Source organism: Marinobacter sediminum (assembly GCF_016820575.1).
Classification (GTDB): Bacteria; Pseudomonadota; Gammaproteobacteria; order Pseudomonadales; family Oleiphilaceae; genus Marinobacter; species Marinobacter sediminum.
The window spans coordinates 53,987-73,224 of the sequence record NZ_JAEMQH010000005.1 but is presented as its reverse complement, the minus strand read 5'-3'; the positions used below and the strand labels follow the sequence as shown (position 1 = coordinate 73,224).

Annotated in this window: 12 protein-coding genes; 7 read left to right on the top strand and 5 right to left on the bottom strand. The window is 57.1% G+C overall.

What is annotated here, in order from left to right:
- The first annotated feature begins 107 nt into the window (after positions 1–107).
- The gene (locus tag FGO67_RS16350) at positions 108–3,644 is read left to right on the top strand and encodes a DUF6701 domain-containing protein (RefSeq protein ID WP_203301744.1); all 3,537 of its coding nucleotides are present in this window, start codon (positions 108–110) and stop codon (positions 3,642–3,644) included.
- An 83-nt stretch (positions 3,645–3,727) separates the two neighbouring features.
- Here FGO67_RS16350 and ntrC read toward each other — a convergent pair whose 3' ends face one another.
- From ntrC to glnA, 4 genes are all read right to left on the bottom strand, one after another.
- On the bottom strand, positions 3,728–5,155 hold the full coding sequence (gene ntrC, locus FGO67_RS16345) for a nitrogen regulation protein NR(I) (protein ID WP_203301743.1): 1,428 nt from the start codon (positions 5,153–5,155) through the stop codon (positions 3,728–3,730).
- Entirely contained in the window at positions 5,152–6,246 is a 1,095-nt protein-coding gene (glnL, locus tag FGO67_RS16340; protein ID WP_275297964.1) for a nitrogen regulation protein NR(II), read from the bottom strand. The genes ntrC and glnL overlap by 4 nt, the downstream gene beginning before the upstream one ends.
- Positions 6,247–6,494: 248 nt before the next feature.
- Complete coding sequence (locus FGO67_RS16335; RefSeq protein ID WP_203301742.1) at positions 6,495–7,019, bottom strand: DUF4124 domain-containing protein; 525 nt, start codon at positions 7,017–7,019, stop codon at positions 6,495–6,497.
- 193 nt (positions 7,020–7,212) lie between these two features.
- Positions 7,213–8,616, bottom strand: a complete 1,404-nt coding sequence (glnA, locus tag FGO67_RS16330; protein WP_138441870.1) for a glutamate--ammonia ligase — start codon at positions 8,614–8,616, stop codon at positions 7,213–7,215.
- 543 nt (positions 8,617–9,159) lie between these two features.
- Between glnA and typA the strand changes: the two genes are divergently transcribed.
- From typA to FGO67_RS16305, 5 genes are all read left to right on the top strand, one after another.
- Positions 9,160–10,971, top strand: a complete 1,812-nt coding sequence (gene typA, locus FGO67_RS16325) for a translational GTPase TypA (RefSeq protein WP_338039587.1) — start codon at positions 9,160–9,162, stop codon at positions 10,969–10,971.
- A 98-nt stretch (positions 10,972–11,069) separates the two neighbouring features.
- Positions 11,070–12,032: a prolyl aminopeptidase gene (gene pip, locus FGO67_RS16320; protein ID WP_203301741.1), complete on the top strand. Its 963-nt coding sequence runs from the start codon at positions 11,070–11,072 to the stop codon at positions 12,030–12,032.
- A 92-nt stretch (positions 12,033–12,124) separates the two neighbouring features.
- Complete coding sequence (gene dtd / locus FGO67_RS16315; RefSeq protein ID WP_203301740.1) at positions 12,125–12,574, top strand: D-aminoacyl-tRNA deacylase; 450 nt, start codon at positions 12,125–12,127, stop codon at positions 12,572–12,574.
- Between the two features lie 520 nt (positions 12,575–13,094).
- Complete coding sequence (locus FGO67_RS16310; RefSeq protein ID WP_203301739.1) at positions 13,095–14,102, top strand: porin; 1,008 nt, start codon at positions 13,095–13,097, stop codon at positions 14,100–14,102.
- Between the two features lie 102 nt (positions 14,103–14,204).
- Positions 14,205–15,065, top strand: coding sequence for a CYTH domain-containing protein (locus FGO67_RS16305; RefSeq protein ID WP_203301738.1), 861 nt, complete (start codon positions 14,205–14,207; stop codon positions 15,063–15,065).
- Positions 15,066–15,074: 9 nt separating this feature from the next.
- Here the strand turns inward: FGO67_RS16305 and FGO67_RS16300 are convergent, their stop codons facing one another.
- On the bottom strand, positions 15,075–16,235 hold the full coding sequence (locus tag FGO67_RS16300; protein WP_203301737.1) for a potassium channel family protein: 1,161 nt from the start codon (positions 16,233–16,235) through the stop codon (positions 15,075–15,077).
- An 80-nt stretch (positions 16,236–16,315) separates the two neighbouring features.
- On the opposite strand from FGO67_RS16300, the gene glnE reads away from it, so the two are divergent.
- Positions 16,316–19,219, top strand: coding sequence for a bifunctional [glutamate--ammonia ligase]-adenylyl-L-tyrosine phosphorylase/[glutamate--ammonia-ligase] adenylyltransferase (gene glnE / locus FGO67_RS16295; protein ID WP_203301736.1), 2,904 nt, complete (start codon positions 16,316–16,318; stop codon positions 19,217–19,219).
- Positions 19,220–19,238: the final 19 nt, after the last annotated feature.

The following is a 19,238-nucleotide window of genomic DNA, read 5'->3' as shown; positions in this document are numbered from 1 at the left end:
GCGATCTTTTCAGAGGATTGGTTCGCTGGCAGAGATTGTTCGTTTTTTGTCTGGCACTTCCGTTTTCAGGGGCTGTACTGGCAGTCTGTTCCGAGGACTTCCATGGCTTGGCAACCATTAACGAAGTGCATAAAAACGGCAATAAGACCCGATTTATTGAAATCAAAATTCTGTCATCCAGCATTGAAGCGTCAGATTACAACGGCTGGACACTGAGTGCCTGCTCGGCTGGCAACAAAGGCGGCTGCACCGGCGATATTCCGGTCTCTAGCATGGACGACAGCAACGCCCCATGGATTACCACACCAAAATCACTCATTGCCAGTAAAGACCTGATCAACCTGAAAGATGGCATGGATGTCCTTCTCAGAGACGCCAATGATGAAACTATCGATTACCTTTCGGTTGATAACTTTAACGATCAGCAAGATACAAACTGTACCCCGGCCTACGACTGGGAAGCGGCCGGTTCCAATACAAAAACCTTGGCTCGCAGCCCGGACGGAACGGGTCCGTGGGGCGGAGCACCTGGCAACTCAGATAAAAATACTGAAAATACGACGAATGACAGCGATGTTGACGGCCCCGCGGTCAGTGTTGACAGCGCCACCGCTTTCCAGGGTGACGACGCCGTGTTCACGGTCACGCTCGCCGTGTCGGCATCTCGCGACCTAACGGTCACCTACCGGACCCGGGACGACACTGCTGTTGCTGGAACCGACTTCTCTGCAACCAACGACTCAGTCACCATTCCGGCAGGCGCCCTCAGCGCTGAAGTGATTGTGCCGACGCTGACTTCCGGGGCGACGGAATCGCGGCGTTTTTATCTGGAACTGACCGACTCTCAGGATAACAATGGCGACCGCTATGGCACGTTTGAGAGCCAGATTGGCGTAGGCATTGTTCTGCCCGCGGCACTGGTGACTTACCGCATGGAACAATCCGGCTGGTCTGGGAGTCCGGGAGAGGTCGTCGACAGTAGCGGCAATGGTCGTGACGCCACCGCTCAGGGAGGCGCGACGACAGGGCAGACTGATCCAGCCCTCGCGGGCAACCCAGGAACCTGCCGGTACGGAGAGTTTGATGGCAATAACGATCGTTTAACGGACGCTGATGCTGGCGACTATCTCAATGGCCTTCGGGAAGTCACTATCATGGCCTGGGTGTACAACACCGATCAGCCCGGCAACGACCGGGGCATCTTTTTCACCGCTAATCCCAACGGCCGGGACAACCGATTGGGGATGCGGTTTGATCGAAACGGGGCGTACGGCGGGCAGAACCAGGTCCTCAAAGCCAGCGTTGCTAGTTCGGATTGCGATCCGGGTCGGGAATGTCTGCAGGTGGAAACTACCGGCGGAGTGCTGAAGCAGAACCAGTGGCAGCACGTCGCCATGACCTGGCGCAGTGGAGGTGACATTAAGGTATTTCTCGACGGCACGGAGCTGAGCGTATCCGGCGTTCGGCCCAACGATGGCTCCCGCCCGAACGGCACGATCGACTTTGTTGACAGGCTCAGCATCGGCGAGGGCGCAAAAAGCCAGCGTTGGCGGGGGCGCATCGACGAGTTCCGTATTTACGGGGTAGTACTGACTGCGGACAAAATCGATCAGAAACGGTTGCAAACTTTCCCCTGCAGCGCTGGCCCGGACCACATCCGCTTGAGTCATCCGGGCAATGGAATTACCTGTTCGCCGGCTGAAGTGACGGTGACGGCCTGTGCCGATGCCAGTTGTAACAGCTTATTCAGCGATCCGGTAACGGTGGACTTCACGTCACCGGTGGCTGACTGGACGCCCAATCCGGTCACCTTCACTGAAACTGCGGACGTCAGCTTGCAGTACACCACCCCCGGTTCGGTGACGCTTGATGCGCAGGCGGCGTCGGCAGCTAACCCAACGCGCTGCTTTACCGGTGGCGCCGAAACCTGTGATATGACCTTCTTTGACTCCGGCTTCGTCCTTAACGTGCCGGACCACACCGCGGCGGTTACGACGCCGGGAACAATTGCCGCCGTTCGCAAGGATGACAACAGCCAGCGGTGTGTGCCCGGTTTCTCGGATGAGACCCGCGAGGTCGGTCTCTGGTCGAATTACGCCGATCCCGCGACGGGCAACGCATCGGTCAGCGTGGATTCCGTGCCGATTGCACAAACCAGTTCGGGCACTGCGACGGCGCTACAGTTTGATAGAAACGGCATTGCAACTTTCGACCTGGCCTACCCCGATGTTGGCCGGCTAGCCCTGAATGCCCGCTACGAGGGAAGCGGTGCCAATGGCGACGCGGGCCTGCTGATGGTGGGCAATACCGAGTTCATCACCCGCCCGGATCGCTTCCGCCTTGAAGTGCCAGGCAACCCTGAGGCCACCAACGCCAGTGGCGGCGTGTTGACGGCCGCCGGTGAGGCCTTTGAGATGACGGTCTCCGCACTCAATGCTGTTGGCGACCTGACCCCCAACTTTGGCCAAGAATCCACGCCTGAATCGGTTCGCCTTGACGCATCGCTGGTGGCTCCAGCCGGCGGTGACAATCCTCCTGTTGCCGGCGCTTTTGGTGCCTTCGGCCAAGACTGTGACGCCAGCCCAGCGGCAGCGGGTTCGGCCTGTGGGAACTTCAACTGGCCTGAGGTTGGCATTATCGCGTTGACGCCGCGCCTGGCGTCGGGATCGGGTTACTTGGGAACCGAGGACGTGGTGGGCACCCGACTCGATCATGTCGGCCGCTTTGTTCCGGCTCGATTCGAAATCACGGTCTCGGAGCGGGGTATGGTTAAGCCGTTCTGTACCGCTGGCTTGGTTGATTTTGCATATACCGGTCAGGAACTGGGCTGGGCAAGCGGCTTTGCGCCGATCGTTACAGCCGAAGCGCGGACGGCTTCCGGTGGAGTTGCGACTAACTACACCCTGGGTGACTTCATGAAGCTCAATGACCTTGATCTCATCAGAGTGCCCGCGGCCGCAGACAGCTCTGCAACTGATGCCGATGGGAGTCCATTCCCGGTTTCTGCGACGCTGTCGCCGATGACTTTCTTAAATCTGGGGAATGGGCAGTTACGGTACGTCTTTTCAGCCTCAGATACCCTGGCTTTTGATAAAACTGTGGATTCGAAAGTAGCCCCGTTTTCCCCGGACTACTCCATTGCACTGACTGCCCTGGTGGATTCAGACATGGTTTCTGCCGCACCTCAAACACCGGTCGACCTCACGCCCACTTTCGGATTCGAGATTCGCTATGGCAGGCTCAACCTTGAGAACGCTTACGGTCCGGAAATTTCCAATCTGGTTGTCCCTTTCAATGCCGAATATTTCACGGGAACGGCTTTCGTGCCTAACGAAGCTGACAGCTGCTGGGCCTATAACACCGGAGCGGGCGTGGTATTAGACGAGTCTGGCCTGTCCGGTGGCAGCTCCTCGGTTGACTCTCGGGCTGACACTTTAGCATCGGGGGAGCCTCGATCTGGTAGTGGGCTTATACTGATGGCCCCGGGGCAGGGAAACACTGGAAACGTGGGCGCAACCTTCGCCGTGCCGCTCTGGCTCCGGGGCGATTTCGATGGCGATGGGGCCCTTGAAACCCCCTCAGCCATTGCCACGTTCGGCGTCTACCGGGGGCACGACCGAGTTATCTACTGGCAGGAGCGCTAGGCTGGAAAGCCACCACCCTCCGAAATAAGGAATAAAAAAGGGGCAGCCTTCTCAGACTGCCCCTGGCAAACGAGCCCGGTGGCTCAATCGTCATCTCCCTCGGGGTGGTCCAGCCCCAGTTCATTGATCTTCCGCGTCAGGGTATTGCGCCCCCAGCCTAGCAGCACCGAGGCATCCCGGCGGCGGCCACCGGTGTGCTTCAGGGCGGTTTCGATCATGATCTTCTCGAATTCGGGTATCGCACTGTCCAGAATACCTTTCTTGCCGCGCTTCAGTTCCTGTTCGGCCCAGTTGCGCAGGCCTTCCTGCCAGGTGGTGCCCACGGTGGGCGTTTCCGCCTGATGAAGCAGTTCTGGCGGCAGGTCATCGATGTGGATCTCGCGGCCGCTGGCCATCACGGTCAGCCAGCGACAGGTGTTTTCCAGCTGGCGGACGTTGCCAGGCCAGGGCAGGGTGGTGAGGTATTCCTCGGCGTCTGGGCGGAGGATTTTGGACTCTACCGCCAGTTCCTTGGCCGCCCGCTTCAAGAAATGTTGCATCAACCGGGGAATGTCTTCACGCCGTTCCGCCAACTTGGGCAGATGCACCCGGATAACGTTCAAGCGGTGAAACAGGTCCTCCCGGAAGGAACCGGCCTGAACCAGCTTCTCCAGATCCTGGTGCGTGGCGGCGATGATGCGCACGTCCACTTTGATGGGTGTGGTGCCGCCAACCCGGTAGAATTCGCCATCCGCGAGTACTCGCAACAGGCGGGTCTGGGTGTCGGCGGGCATGTCGCCAATTTCGTCCAGGAACAGGGTGCCGCCGTTGGATTGCTCAAACCGGCCCTGGCGCGCGGCGCCGGCTCCGGTGAATGCGCCTTTTTCGTGCCCGAACAGCTCGGATTCAATCAGGTCTTTCGGGATGGCCGCCATGTTCAGGGCAATAAAAGGGTGCTTGGCGCGCGGGCTGTGATTGTGCAGCGCCTGGGCCACCAGCTCTTTACCGGTACCGCTCTCACCGTTGATCAGCACGGTGATGTTGGAGTGTGACAGCCGACCAATGGCGCGAAAGACTTCCTGCATAGCCGGGGCTTCGCCGATGATCTCGGTATTGCGCTGCGCACTTTCGGTGAGGGGTTCGGCACTGGCCTTTTTCTCATGGCTGTGCGCTACGGCCCGTTTGGCCAGCGCAACCGCGTCATCCACGTCGAACGGCTTGGGCAGGTACTCGAAAGCGCCGGTCTGGTAACTGGTCACCGCACTCTCAAGATCCGAATGCGCGGTCATGATGATCACCGGCAGATCAGGATGGGCCTCAACGATCTGGGATAACAGGGTAATGCCATCCACACCGGGCATCCGGATATCACTGATGATGGCGTCTGGTTGTTCGTGTTCGAGACGCATCATGATGCTCTCGCCACTCTCGAAAACCCGGGGCTGTAAACCGGCCTGGTTAAGGGCGCGCTCCAGCACCCAGCGAATACTGCGATCGTCGTCTATGATCCAGACGTTTGCCGGTTGGCTCATGGGGTTTCCTCCAGAGGCAGGAAGATGATGAAGTCGGTTCGGCCGGGCTCGCTTTCGCACTCGACCAGACCGCGATGTTGCCCGATGATGCTTTGGGTGATGGATAGCCCAAGGCCGGTGCCACTGGCTCGGCCACTGATCATCGGGTAGAAGATGTTTTGCAATAGATCCGGTGGAATGCCGGGCCCGTTATCGATCACGTCGACCCGGCAGACTAGGCGATGGCGCCGATTGCCAATGGTGAACTGGCGCAGGGCACGGGTTCGGAATGTGATGGTGGGCGGCGCCTCATTCCGGTGACCGGTCTGGTTCTCGAAGGCCGCTTCCATGGCATTCCTAGCGATGTTCAGGAATGCTTGAATAAGCTGTTCCTTGTCGCCTGAGAATTCCGGAATGCTGGGGTCGTAGTCCCGGCGGAACAAAAGGCGACCTTTGCTTTCTGCTTCCAGCAAGGTGCCAACCCGTTCCAGCACCTCGTGCACGTTGGTTTCTGCCAGCTTCAGGGCCTTGTTCGGGCCTAGCATGCGGTCGACCAGGCTGCGCAGGCGATCGGCCTCGTCGATGATGACACGGGTGTATTCGCGCTGGTCTTCGTCATTGAGTTCGCGGTCGAGCAATTGCGCCGCGCCCCGGATGCCGCCCAGAGGGTTTTTGATCTCGTGGGCCATGCCGCGCACCAGAATCCGGGTGGTTTCCTGCTGCGAAATGATGTCTTCTTCCCGGCTGATCCGAAGCAGGCGGTCCCGGGGCTGAATTTCAATCAACAACTCAACGGGGTCCAGGCTGACGGGGGTTACTGAATAATCCACCGTTAACCGCGATCCGCTGGCCAGAACGAATTCGGCCTCGCGCCGGGTGTAGGACTGGCCATTCTCAGCGGCGGCATGCAGGGTTTTCAGGGCATCTTCAGAATCGATCAGGATGTCGTCGAATAACTGGCCCTGGCTTCGGGTCATGCTGGTTTCGAACAGGCTTTCGGCGGCCGGATTGAAGTAACGAATCCTCAGGTTGCCTTCCAGCACCAGGATTGCCGTGGTGAGGCTATCGAGAATGCTCTTGTAGCCGTGAGTGGTGGCCGTGGGCAATGCCATGTGTAATCCCGTTGGTTCGACATTGTAAGTGTGGTGACCTTCTAAAGTTTGCAAGAAGCGAACCACTTTGAAGGTCAGGCTAAAAAGAGTGGGCAAACTGCGGGCATGGGCGTCAATCAGCGCCAAAACATGCCGTAAGCTGGTGCGTTTGTGGAAGAAAACTGATGACCAGCGGGGCAGTGACGCCCTGTTGCTGGTCAGAGTATGGCGTGTTTGTGGTGCGTGCGCACCAAAATAGTGCGAGGGGTTTAGTTGGCGACGGAAGGGCGGTGAACGGTAAAGCTGATGGCCGGCCCAGTTTTCACCTGAACACCGTTTTCATCCACGATGTGTGCGCGGGCATCGTGAGTGCCACGGAACACATTACGGACGCTCACCGAACCTGAAGTACTCTGGCCTACCGGTTGTCCGTCCAGGGTCACCTCGTACTTGTGGCCGGCCTGAAGGCCCGGAGTGCTGCGGACTTCAAACTGGATGTCGCCGCTGCCGCTGTGGAAGGCCTGATTGTTTTCGGGGTAGGCGAAGCCGACGCTTTCATACACCGAACCTTCACGTTTGACTTCCTCACGCAGCTTGTCGGTTTCGCGCACGTTCTGGGGCTTGGGTAGGGTAACGGTGGTGACTGGCTTGACCTCTACGGCTTCGGAGCCCTTTGATGGCTCGTCGGAGAAGGTGACGTTGCCATCGGCATCCACGTTTCGGTAAACCTCTGCGACCGCGGGGCCAGTCAGCAGGATCAGGGCTGCGGCGAATAGTCCGGTCCTTGGTTTCATAAGCACACCTGTGTTGATGTTTTATTCGATTATCTGCGGCCCCCGACGTCATTTCAACGCCCCTGAGGCAGGTTGTTAGTTACATATCGTTAAGAACGGCAGACACCTTTAATCAGGCCATAAAAAAGCCCCGCACTGGGCGGGGCTTCGTCACAAACCGGAGGGTTCGGTTTGTTCTAGCGCAGCGGACTGCTTAGCAAGAGTAGTACAGCTCGAACTCGACCGGGTGTGTGGTCATGTTCAGGCGCTCTACTTCACCACGCTTCAGGTCCACGTAGCCTTGGATCATGTCTTCAGTGAAGACGCCGCCACGGGTCAGGAACTCGTGGTCTGCTTCCAGGCAATCCAGTGCTTCGGCCAGAGTTTCGGCAACAACCGGAATGTTCAGTGCTTCTTCCTTCGGCAGGTCGTACAGATCCTTGTCCATGGCATCGCCCGGGTGGATCTTGTTCTGGATGCCGTCCAGGCCAGCCATCATCAGGGCCGCGAAGGCCAGGTACGGGTTGGCAGAGGCGTCCGGGAAGCGTACTTCGATACGACGTGCTTTCGGGCTGTTCACGTACGGGATACGGATGGAAGCAGAGCGGTTACGGGCAGAGTAGGCCAGCATAACCGGAGCTTCGAAGCCCGGAACCAGACGCTTGTAAGAGTTGGTGGAGCTGTTGGTGAAGGCGTTGATGGCCTTGGCGTGCTTGATAACACCACCGATGTAGTACAGAGCCGCTTCGCTCAGGCCCGCGTAGCTGTCGCCGGCAAACAGGTTTTTGCCGTCTTTGCTCAGGGACATGTGAACGTGCATGCCAGAACCGTTATCACCCACTACCGGCTTCGGCATGAAGGTGGCGGTTTTGCCGTAAGCGTGGGCCACGTTGTGTACGCAGTACTTCAGGATTTGAACTTCGTCAGCTTTCTTGGTCAGCGTGTTGGCGCCAACACCGATTTCGCACTGGCCAGCTGTACCCACTTCGTGGTGGTGAACTTCGATGTCCAGACCCATGGACTCCATGGCGGCACACATAGCGCCACGCAGGTCGTGCAGGCTGTCGACCGGCGGAACCGGGAAGTAACCACCTTTGACACCCGGGCGGTGACCGATGTTGTTGCGGTCGAAATCTTCGCCAGAAACCCAGGCAGCTTCTTCGGAGTGGATGGAGTAGCCAGCACCTTTCATGTCTACTTCCCACTTGACCGAGTCAAATACGAAGAACTCCGGCTCCGGGCCGAACAGGGCGCCGTCGGCGATGCCGGTAGACTTCAGGTACTCTTCAGCACGACGGGCAACGGAACGCGGATCACGCTCATAACCCTGCATGGTTGAAGGCTCAACGATGTCACAGGTGATGTTGAGAGTGGTTTCTTCGGTGAACGGGTCCAGGACGGAGCTGGAATCGTCTGGCATCAGAATCATGTCGGATTCGTTGATGCCTTTCCAGCCGGAGATTGAAGAACCGTCGAACATCTTGCCGTCTGCGAAGAAGTCCTCGTCCACCTCTGAGGCAGGCAGGGTCACGTGCTGCTCTTTACCGCGGCTGTCGGTGAAGCGCATGTCTACCCACTTCACTTCGTGTTCTTTGATCAGATCAATTGTCTTGGACATTGTGCATGCTCCGTTAGTTATCCCGCGTTGGCGGGCAAATACGTGTTCGTTTTGCCGGATCGTTCAGTGTGACTGATATCCGATCTTTTATTCAGGCATTGCAGCTTAGCAAAAGCCCCAGCCACTTACCTGAAAATTTGGCTGACTTGGACAAAGCAAGGCGCTTGCCAATTTTTGGGGCGTGCGCCAGAAACGCACAGTGGTGCGGCCTGCAGCACTTTTATGGGTATGGCAGAGCTTTGTTCTGGCGCAAGCTCTTCCGGTAATTGCACCAGGATAGTGCGTTATGGGGCGGCCATGATCATTTGTGGTGCAGGTGCGTGGCGCAGATATAGTCGTTTATCTGCATATAATCAGTGTGGACTTTTCGATATACTGCCCGCCGCCTCATTTGCTCCCGGTCCTTTTTAGCTGGCTGGGACGCGCCGATGCCGCCCGGTATCGGAAAATGGGTTCACTTTACGGATTTGAGACGGCATGTGAGAGGTTTTACCTCCTTAAGACCCTCTCAGGTCAAAGAAAGCATGCCGCAGGATTATAGTTGTGATTGAAAAGCTTCGTAATATCGCCATCATCGCGCACGTCGACCATGGCAAGACGACCCTCGTTGACAAACTGCTGCGCCAATCCGGCACGTTGGATCGCAAAGAGCTCGAAAACGAGCGCGTTATGGATTCTAACGACCAGGAAAAAGAGCGTGGTATCACCATTCTGGCCAAGAACACGGCCCTGAAATGGAATGAGTACGATATCAACATCGTCGACACCCCGGGGCACGCCGATTTTGGCGGCGAAGTAGAGCGGGTAATGAGCATGGTGGATTGCGTGTTGCTGGTGGTCGATTCTATCGATGGCCCGATGCCGCAAACCCGCTTTGTAACTCAGAAAGCGTTCGCAGCCGGCCTGCGTCCTATTGTTATCGTGAACAAGATCGACCGTCCGGGCGCGCGTCCGGATTGGGTAGTGGATCAGGTGTTCGACCTGTTTGATGCCCTTGGTGCCACTGACGAACAGTTGGACTTCCCGATTGTTTACGCCAGCGCTCTCAACGGCATCGCCGGTATGGATCATGAGAACCTGGACGACAACATGGATGCCGTATTCCAGGCCATCGTCGATCATGTGCCTGCGCCCAACGTTGACCTGGACGGCCCGTTCCAGATGCAGATCTCCCAGCTGGACTACAACAGCTTCCTGGGTGTTATCGGTATCGGCCGCATCGCGCGGGGCAAGATCAAGACCAACTCCCCGGTAACCGCCATCGGCGCCGACGGCAAGAAGCGTAACGGGCGTATCCTCAAGATCATGGGGCACTCCGGATTGCAGCGCGTCGAAGTCGATGAAGCCCAGGCGGGCGACATTGTTTGCGTCAGCGGTATGGATGAGCTGTTTATCTCCGATACCCTGTGTGACCAGTCTCAGGTTGAAGCGTTGCCGGCACTGACCGTAGACGAGCCGACTGTTTCCATGACCTTCCAGGTCAACGACTCGCCCTTCGCAGGTAAAGAAGGTAAGTACGTGACCAGCCGCAACATTAAAGAGCGTCTGGAAAAAGAGCTGTTGCACAACGTAGCTCTGCGAGTGGAAGAAGGCGAGTCTGCCGACAAGTTTAAAGTGTCCGGTCGTGGCGAGCTGCACCTGTCGGTTCTGATCGAGAACATGCGTCGTGAGAACTTCGAGCTGGCGGTTGGCCGTCCGGAAGTTGTCATTCGCGAGGTTGACGGCGTGAAGCAGGAGCCGTATGAGAATGTCATCGTCGACATTGAAGAGCAGCACCAGGGTCCTGTCATGGAGCAGATGGGTCTGCGTAAGGGCGACCTGACCAACATGGTTCCGGACGGTAAAGGGCGCATGCGTCTTGATTACACCATCCCGGCCCGTGGTCTGATTGGCTTCCGTAACACCTTCCTGACCATGACTTCAGGCACCGGTATCCTGACGTCCACCTTCAGCCATTACGGCCCGATCAAGGTCGGTGACGTCACCAGCCGCCAAAACGGTGTTCTGGTGTCCATGGCAACCGGTACGGCGCTGACTTACTCGCTGGAAACCCTGCAGAGCCGCGGTAAGCTGTTCCTGGATCCAGGGCAGGAAATCTACGAAGGTCAGCTGTGCGGCATTCACAGCCGTGACAACGACATGGTCATGAACCCGACCAAAGGCAAGAAGCTCGACAACATGCGTGCTTCTGGCAAGGACGAGGTTATTGGCCTGGTGCCGCCGATCAAGTTCACCCTTGAGCAGGCGCTTGAATTCATCGATGACGACGAGCTGGTAGAGGTGACGCCCAAGTCCATCCGCCTGCGTAAGAAGTTGTTGACGGAGAACGAACGCAAGCGCGCCAAGAAGAAGTAAATTCCAATAGGAATTTCAAAGGGGCGGATCAGGTTTGATCCGCCCCTTTTTTGTTCATATCAGCTAAACTCCGGTTAAACCCTTTGCCGGATCGCGTCATGCTCACCCTCTATCCCGACATCAAGCCCAATGCCCAGCACCGCATTGCGGTGGATCCACCCCATGAGCTGTATGTGGAAGAAAGCGGGAACCCGGAGGGCATCCCGGTGCTGGTGGTTCACGGCGGGCCCGGTGGTGGCTGTGAGGACTACCACCGACGCTTCTTCGACGCCGAGCGGTTCCGCATCATCCTGATGGATCAGCGCGGGGCAGGGCGCTCCTCACCCTTGGCTGAGCTTGAGGGTAATAGCACGGACAAGCTCATCGACGATATGGAAACGGTGCGCTCCTTTTTGGGTGTCGATAAGTGGCTGCTGTTCGGCGGTAGTTGGGGTTCTACCCTTAGCCTGGTGTATGCGCAGACCCATCCGGAGCGAGTTTTCGGGCTGGTGCTGCGGGGCATCTTCCTGTGCCGTCCTCGCGACGTTCAATGGTTTTATCAGGATGGCGCCAGCCGGGTGTTTCCGGACTACTGGCAGGATTTTGAAACCCAGATACCCGTCGAAGAACGGGGCGACATGGTTGCGGCCTATTACAAAAGACTAACCAGCGCTAACGAATTGGAACAAATTCAGGCAGCCAAGGCCTGGTCTGTCTGGGAAGGGCGCTGCGCTACCTTGCATCCCAATCCGAGGGTAGTGGAGCATTTTGGGCATCCGCACGTTGCCATCGCCCTGGCACGCATAGAGTGCCATTATTTCATGAACAAGGCCTTTCTGGAGCCGGATCAGATTGTACGGGATGCCCATAAATTGGCCGACATTCCGGGCATTATCATCCATGGGCGCTATGACATGGTCTGTCCGCTGGATAACGCGCTCGCGCTCAGCAAGGCCTGGCCCGGAGCAGAGCTTCGGATTATCCGGGACGCCGGGCATTCTGCCTCTGAACCCGCCATCGTTGATGCCCTGATCCGAGGGGTTGAAGAGGTGGTCGCCAAATCTGGAGAAAGTGCGAGCTAGTCGTACTTTTTGATGGTTGCGAATCGTTAATCCCGCCGATAGACTCAGTAGCCATTCGACGTTCCTCCGTTTAACAATACCCAGAGAAGTGCATGAAAGGGCTCATCCAGCGAGTATCGGAAGCCAGTGTCGCCGTGAGCAATCAACAGGTTGGCGCCATCAGTAAGGGCCTGCTTCTGTTGTTAGGCGTTGAACGCGGCGATGGGGATGCACAGGCCAGGGAATTGTGCCGAAAGATACTGACCTATCGAGTGTTTCCCGATGACCAGGGCCGCATGAACCGGAGTCTGCTGGATACCGGTGGCGAGCTTCTTGTCGTCCCCCAATTTACTCTTGCTGCCGACACGGCCTCGGGCACGCGCCCCGGCTTCTCCAGTGCGGCTGCTCCTGATGTGGCAGAAACGCTCTATCGCACGTTTATCATGACTGCACAGGCTGAGCTTGGCAGCGAGCGCGTAGCTGAGGGTAGGTTCGGTGCGGATATGAAAGTTCAGCTTATCAATGACGGCCCGGTAACTTTCATGCTGCAGGTTAAGGGATGAGTAACGCTTTGGTAAGAATGGTTCGCTGCACCATTATGAGGCGGATAGGAATAAGGTGTATTTGAATGGTGCGCCTAGTCTCGCCTCATCTGAGGATAAAAGGGTTTGTTACAGACTTGTAAAGTTTAAGGGTATGATTTTTAAGGGGTAAATAAGTTTTGGCCCCGATATTGTTAAAGGAATATTAGTTGGCTGCTGAGTGCTGGATCGCATAAACACTTGCCTTTCTGGTGCAAAACGAGCTAAAAATGCAACGCTGAAAGTTTGCAAAAACAGGTGGCTTGTATTAAAACAGGTTCATCATGCAGGACTTTAATAAAGACCTGTAAGTAACTGAGCTGAAAAGATCTGCTGGGAAGCGGATCTTAATAACTAGAAGAAAAGTTATCCTGGATGTCATGAAACTGACATGGGGGTAATACAGAATCGGGCCTATCCAGCGAAGACTGGTATTGCCTTACAAAATCGGGACAAGAACCCGTCGCTAAAACCTGAGTTAACTCAAAAAGGAAGACGCAAAATGAAAAAAACACTCATCGCATCCGCTATTGCAGCCGCGACCTTCTCTGGCGCAGCCTTCGCCGCAGACGGTGATATGTCTGCCTCCGAGCTGGCAGCCAAGATGGATTCCATGCCGTCTGTATACGGTAATATCCAGTACGCGCTGGTTTACAGCGACGTGAAAGGCGGCGCAGACGGAATTGATCACCGCGACAACGGCAGTACTCTTGGTGTAGCCCACGACCACGCGATTGCTCCGGGAGTTACTGGTTTCTTCAAGCTGGAGCTTGACGGTTTTGGGGCTGACGAGAAAGATTCGACAGGTGCAAACATTGACGAGGCTTACATCGGTGTTAAGGGTGACAGCTTCGGCCAAGTATGGATCGGCTCTGATGACTCTACTTACGAGCGCGCCATCGACACCATCGCTAACTTCTATGAAGCAGCTGACCTGAGCATCGGCGGAAGCTATGACACTGGTGAAGGCGACTTGATCCAGTACGCCTCTCCGTCCTTTGGTGGCCTGACTCTGGGCGCGGCCGTCCAGGTTAATGGCGACAGCACTACCGGTGGCAAGTCCTACCCGTACCAGCTGGCTGCGATCTACGCAGTTGATAACCTGGAGCTGGCGGTTGCGATGGACTCCAACGACGGCACTACCGAATACTCTAGCGACGACGCTGACGTAAACAATGAAAACACCTACGGTGTTCGAGCTTCTGTTGCTCTGGACGCTCTGACCCTGACTGGTGAATTCCAGACCCGCAAGGACGTAGGCGATGTGTACGGTGTTCAGGGCGTTTACTCCCTGGGTGCTAACCAGTTCGCACTGTCGTACGAAGCCTTTGCGGCGGACAACGACGGCGTCGACAATGACACCATTACCGTTCAAGCGCTGCACAACGTATCTGACCACATGTATGTATACGTGGAAGGCTACTTCGGTGGCGGTGACGACAATGCATACGGCGTTGCTGACGAGAGCGAAGCTTCAGTAGCCGCTCTCGGTGCTGTTTACTACTTCTGATCAGCTAACCAGCTAGTTCAGATTTAGTCGAAAACCGGTGACCTTCGGGTCGCCGGTTTTTTTATGTATTCTGAAATGATCGAGAAGACTGGGGGCGCAGATATGGCAGAAGAGTTGGAGATCAAACTGACGCTGACAGACGAGGCTTTAGAGCGGGCTTTGGCCTGGCTGCTTAGTCAGCCGGAGGCGAGTCTTGGGCCGGTGAAGACCCTGGTGAATATTTATTACGACACGCCGGATGCAGCCCTCAATCGGCAACGAGCAGCCCTGCGCGTGCGCCAGGCTGGTGACCGCTATATCCAGACGTTGAAAACCCAGGGAGATTTTGTCCGCGGAGCCCATCGGCGCCAGGAGTGGGAGTGGCCTTTGCATTCGACAGACCTGAATCTGGTTATGCTGGCGGATACGCCTTTGGCTGATAGCATTAATCTTGACGACCTTCAGCCGGTATTCGAAACCAACTTCGAACGCCAGGTCGTGATGGTTCGGGATGGAAACACCAGTATCGAAGTTGCGATTGATCGTGGTCAGATCGTGAGTGGCACCCGGCTGTTGCCCCTGAATGAGCTGGAGCTGGAGCTCAAGGCTGGCGATTCGGCGGCCTTGCTCGCCTGGGCCAAAAAGCTGGCCGAGCAGGTTCCAGTCTTTCTGAATCTGGTGAGTAAAGCGGAACAGGGCTATTACCTGGCTGGACTACACGAACCAGACTTTCCGGGGCAGCCCGGCAATGAAGTCCTGTCGGTGAACGAGTTCCTGCATGGGCTGAGCCAGTCGTGGTTAATCGGTCAACCATGTCCAATAAGTCATTGGAATCTCACCGAAGTCAGGGCGAAAGCCGCAAAGGCAGGTGTAAGCGAATCGCTGCAGGCGGTTGAAACCGCTCTCGAACGGGGCGAGCGCATTCCTGATCTCGTTAGCGAGCCAATGCTCGGACGATTGCAGCTGGCCATCGCGAGTGGGTAAGGAAGAAAACTATGGCATGTCGGCCTGGCGGTCATCTCGTTTGCCATTACTCTCATGCCACCGAGCCAGGAAATCCCGGTACCGGTCCAAGGCTTCCTGAACCACTTCTACGCCCGGTGTGTCTGTCGATTTTACCAGTACGATCAGGCCGCTCCCCTCAATTTCGTCATGGGTTGAGGGGTGACAGATAATTTCATTGTCGTTATCGATGTAGGCCAGAGCGGTTCCGATGTCATGACGTATCAATGCACTGACGATGTCGGCCCAATTCAGATCGTCCAGCTTCAGGTCGTAACGGTGCGGGTGGTCGTGCTCATAGTTGAACATATCCTCCAGAACCTTTTCTGACCCGGGCGCCACCACCGAGCGCACCATAATTTCCGGGTAGGTTCGCACCGGCCGTATTATCGTCCGAATGCCCAGAGCCTTGAAGCGCCCCCGGTTACCGTCTTCCACGCATTCCAGTGTGGTATTGCAGGCCAAATTCTGTTCGCTGAGCCGGTGGGCAATGTCGAACGTCAGGCTGTCTGACTGCAGATCCGTCTCGTCTGAGGCCAGCACTACGATGTGCCGTGCACTGCCCGCGTGCACAGCCTTCAGGGCTTCCGGTTCGAACCCAGAGCCGTGGTAGTGAATGAGGCCCATGTCGGCGAGCTCGGTGGGCAGTCCTTGTGGAAACTGCCTGGTAAGCAGCATGATTGGGATAGTTTCGTACTCGGGTATCGAGCGAATTTGGGAGGCAAAACGCATGAAGTACTGCTCGCCCCCGTGTTTCGGGGTATTGATAATCACGATGTGGCCTTTCATTTTATAGATCCAGCGTCCGGTCAGAATGCGTTCCCGGCGGTAGAACCGGTACTCGATAAAGTCGCTGACGATGAGAGTCAGCAAAGTGATGGCGCCGACAAACATGATCAGGATGGTGCTAAGGCGCCCGAAGGTTGTTTTCGGTGCGAAGTCACCATAGCCGACAGTTGATACAGTGGTCATGGTGATCCATATGGATTCGAAGAGGCTGAGCTCTTCGACATTCCACATGATCAGGATCTGGGTGGTTAGCAGCCCTCCCAGAATCAGGAACAGCCGCTTTACCCGTTTTCGGATCAGCCCTCCCATTGGAAGGTGTGTTTGTTCGTGCTCCGGGCTCAGTGCGCGTCGGTTTCTCAGCATTCCGGGGGCAGGCCTGTTCAGTCGCGGGTGAGTTCGTTATACAGTACCGGAAATATAACAGAGAGACAGGGGTTTGCATTATGTCTGAGCCGTGGAGCTCCCTTCCGACACCCTTAGCTGACGATGTTGCCTCGTGCTGGGATTCGGTGTTCCCTGAAGGCGTGCCGGACTGGCTGACCTCAAAGGCCGGGCAGTCGGAAGAAACGGTGGCCGGGGCTGTGGCACGGAGTCTGTTCTTGCGTCAGGTGCTGGAGCGGTATCCAGAGCATGTCCAGATTATGGTGCAAGCCCATCCGCTGACCGAGCCGACAACTCCTGAGTTTCTGTCACAGCGTTGGCAGGATTACCTGAGCCCGGTGAATGACGAGTCGTCCCTGCACTCGGCCCTGCGCCAGTTCCGCCGCGAGGTCCAGTTCCGGATTATCTGGCGCGACCTGCTGCGCTGGGCTGACCTGGCTGAGACCATGGCCGCAACCAGTGGCTTTGCCGATACCTGCATTGAGGGTGCGTTGCACTGGCTTTACGAGGATGCCTGCGAGCAGTCTGGCACGCCCTATGGGCCGGACCCGGTCACCGGCGAGGATGCACCCCAGAAAATGGTGGTGTTGGGCATGGGCAAGCTCGGTGGTCGCGAGTTGAATGTGTCCTCGGATATTGACCTGATCTTTGCCTTTCCTGATAAGGGCGAGACCCGGGGCGGCCGCCGCTCCATCGACAACCAGACGTTCTTTATCCGGCTTGGTCAGCGCCTGATTCAGGCACTGGACCAGATCACTGCCGACGGTTTTGTGTTCCGTGTGGATATGCGGCTCCGTCCGTACGGCCAGAGTGGCGCGCTGGCCCTGAGCTTTGCCGCACTGGAAGCCTATTATCAGGATCAGGGCCGGGACTGGGAACGCTACGCCATGGTGAAAGCCCGCGTGGTCGCCGGGGATCAGGAAGCGGGCAAGGTGCTGATGGAGACTCTGCGCCCGTTCGTGTACCGCAAGTACATCGATTTCAGTGCGTTCGAATCGCTGCGGAGCATGAAGGCGATGATCGGCCGGGAGGTTCGCCGCAAGGGGCTGGAAAACAACATCAAGCTCGGCAGTGGCGGCATTCGGGAAATTGAATTTGTGGTCCAGGCGTTCCAGCTGATTCGTGGTGGCCGCGACCGTGAGCTCCAGCAGCGCGAATTGCTGGTCATCCTCAAGGAGCTTGAGGAACTTGAGTTGCTGCCGCCGAAAGTCGTCAAGGAACTGAGGAAGGCCTATGTCTTCCTGCGCAATCTCGAGCACGCGCTCCAGGGGATGGCCGACAAGCAAACCCAGTTGTTGCCCGAGGATGAGCTGAACAAAGCGCGGGTCGCCCTGATTATGGGCTATGACGATTGGCAGAGCTGTGAGTCGGCGCTGGAAGCCCACCGGCAGCGGGTTGCGACCCATTTTGCCAATATCATTGCAACCGAGGACGACGATGAAGAGGGAGCTGGTGCTCTGGAAGAGGGCTGGCAAGAGCTCTGGCTAGCGGAGCTGGATGAGGAAGCCTCCGTGCGTTGGCTGGCCGACCACGGCTACGAGGACGCGCCTGGCAGCTATGCGCTGCTCCGGGAGCTGCGGGAGAACCGGACGGTTCAAACTCTTCAGACCCAGGGGCGCAGGCGTCTGAACCAGTTCATGCCAGTGTTGCTCGACGCCTTGACCCAGGTCGACAACCCTTCCGAGACACTGTCCCGCGTGCTGCAGCTGGTGGAGGCCATCCTTCGGCGAACCGCCTACATGGTGCTGCTGCTGGAAAATCCCGGTGCCTGTTCGCAACTGGTCAGTCTCTGCAGCGACAGTCCCTGGATTGCCCAGCAGCTGGCAGAAACCCCATTGTTGCTGGACGAGTTGCTGAACGCCGAAAGCCTGTATCACCCGCCGGCCAAGGCCGAGTTGCAGGATGACTTGCGGCAGCAGATGCTGAGGATTCCGTTTGAGGATCTGGAAGAGCAAATGGAGTCGCTGCGTCATTTCAAGAAGGCGCACCTGTTGCGGCTGGCGGCATCGGAACTGAAAGGCACGCTGCCGTTGATGAAGGTTAGCGATTATCTGACCTGGCTGGCGGAAGTGGTGCTGGAGCACGTGGTGGATGTGGCTTTCTCCAATCTGGTGAGCCGACACGGATACCCGAAACGAGCCGATGGCTCAGTGTGTGAGACCGACTTTGCGATCATCGGATACGGCAAGCTTGGCGGTATCGAGCTCGGTTACACCTCGGACCTTGATCTGGTGTTTGTCCACGGAGCTGATCCCGAACTCTCAACCGATGGCGAGAAATCGATTGATAATGCGGTCTTTTACACCCGTTTAGGGCAGCGCATTGTCCATATCCTGAACACCCAGACACCGTCGGGCCTGCTCTATGAGGTGGATATGCGATTGCGGCCCTCGGGTAATTCGGGCCTCCTGGTCAGTACGTTGCACGCGTTTGAAAAGTACCAGCGTAGCGAAGCCTGGACCTGGGAGCATCAGGCCTTGGCTCGCGCCCGCGGAGTGGCGGGCTGCCGGGAGACACTGGAGGCGTTCGAATCGATTCGCCACGATATTCTGTGCCAGTCTCGGGACCGGGAAAAGCTCCGGCAAGAGGTGGTCGATATGCGGGAGAAGATGCGCACTAGTCTGGGCACGCCGGAGTCCCGTCAGCAGGAAGTCTTCCATATCAAGCACGATACCGGCGGCATCGTCGATATCGAGTTTCTGGTGCAGTACCTGATGCTGGCCAATTGCGCCGACCACCCGGAACTGACCCAGTGGTCGGACAATATCCGCCAGATGGAGGCATTGGGGCAGGTTGGGGTGATGTCGGTGGCGGATACTGAGAAGCTGCGCGATGTCTTTATCGCCTTGCGGTCGACCATTCACCGGCGAGCGCTGCAGAACCTGAACAGTGAGGTGGAGGCAGGCAACTTCCCGGAGGAGCGTGACTACGTCCGCAGGCTCTGGCAGGATATCATTATTGATTAGCTTGCTAAGTTTTCTTCCT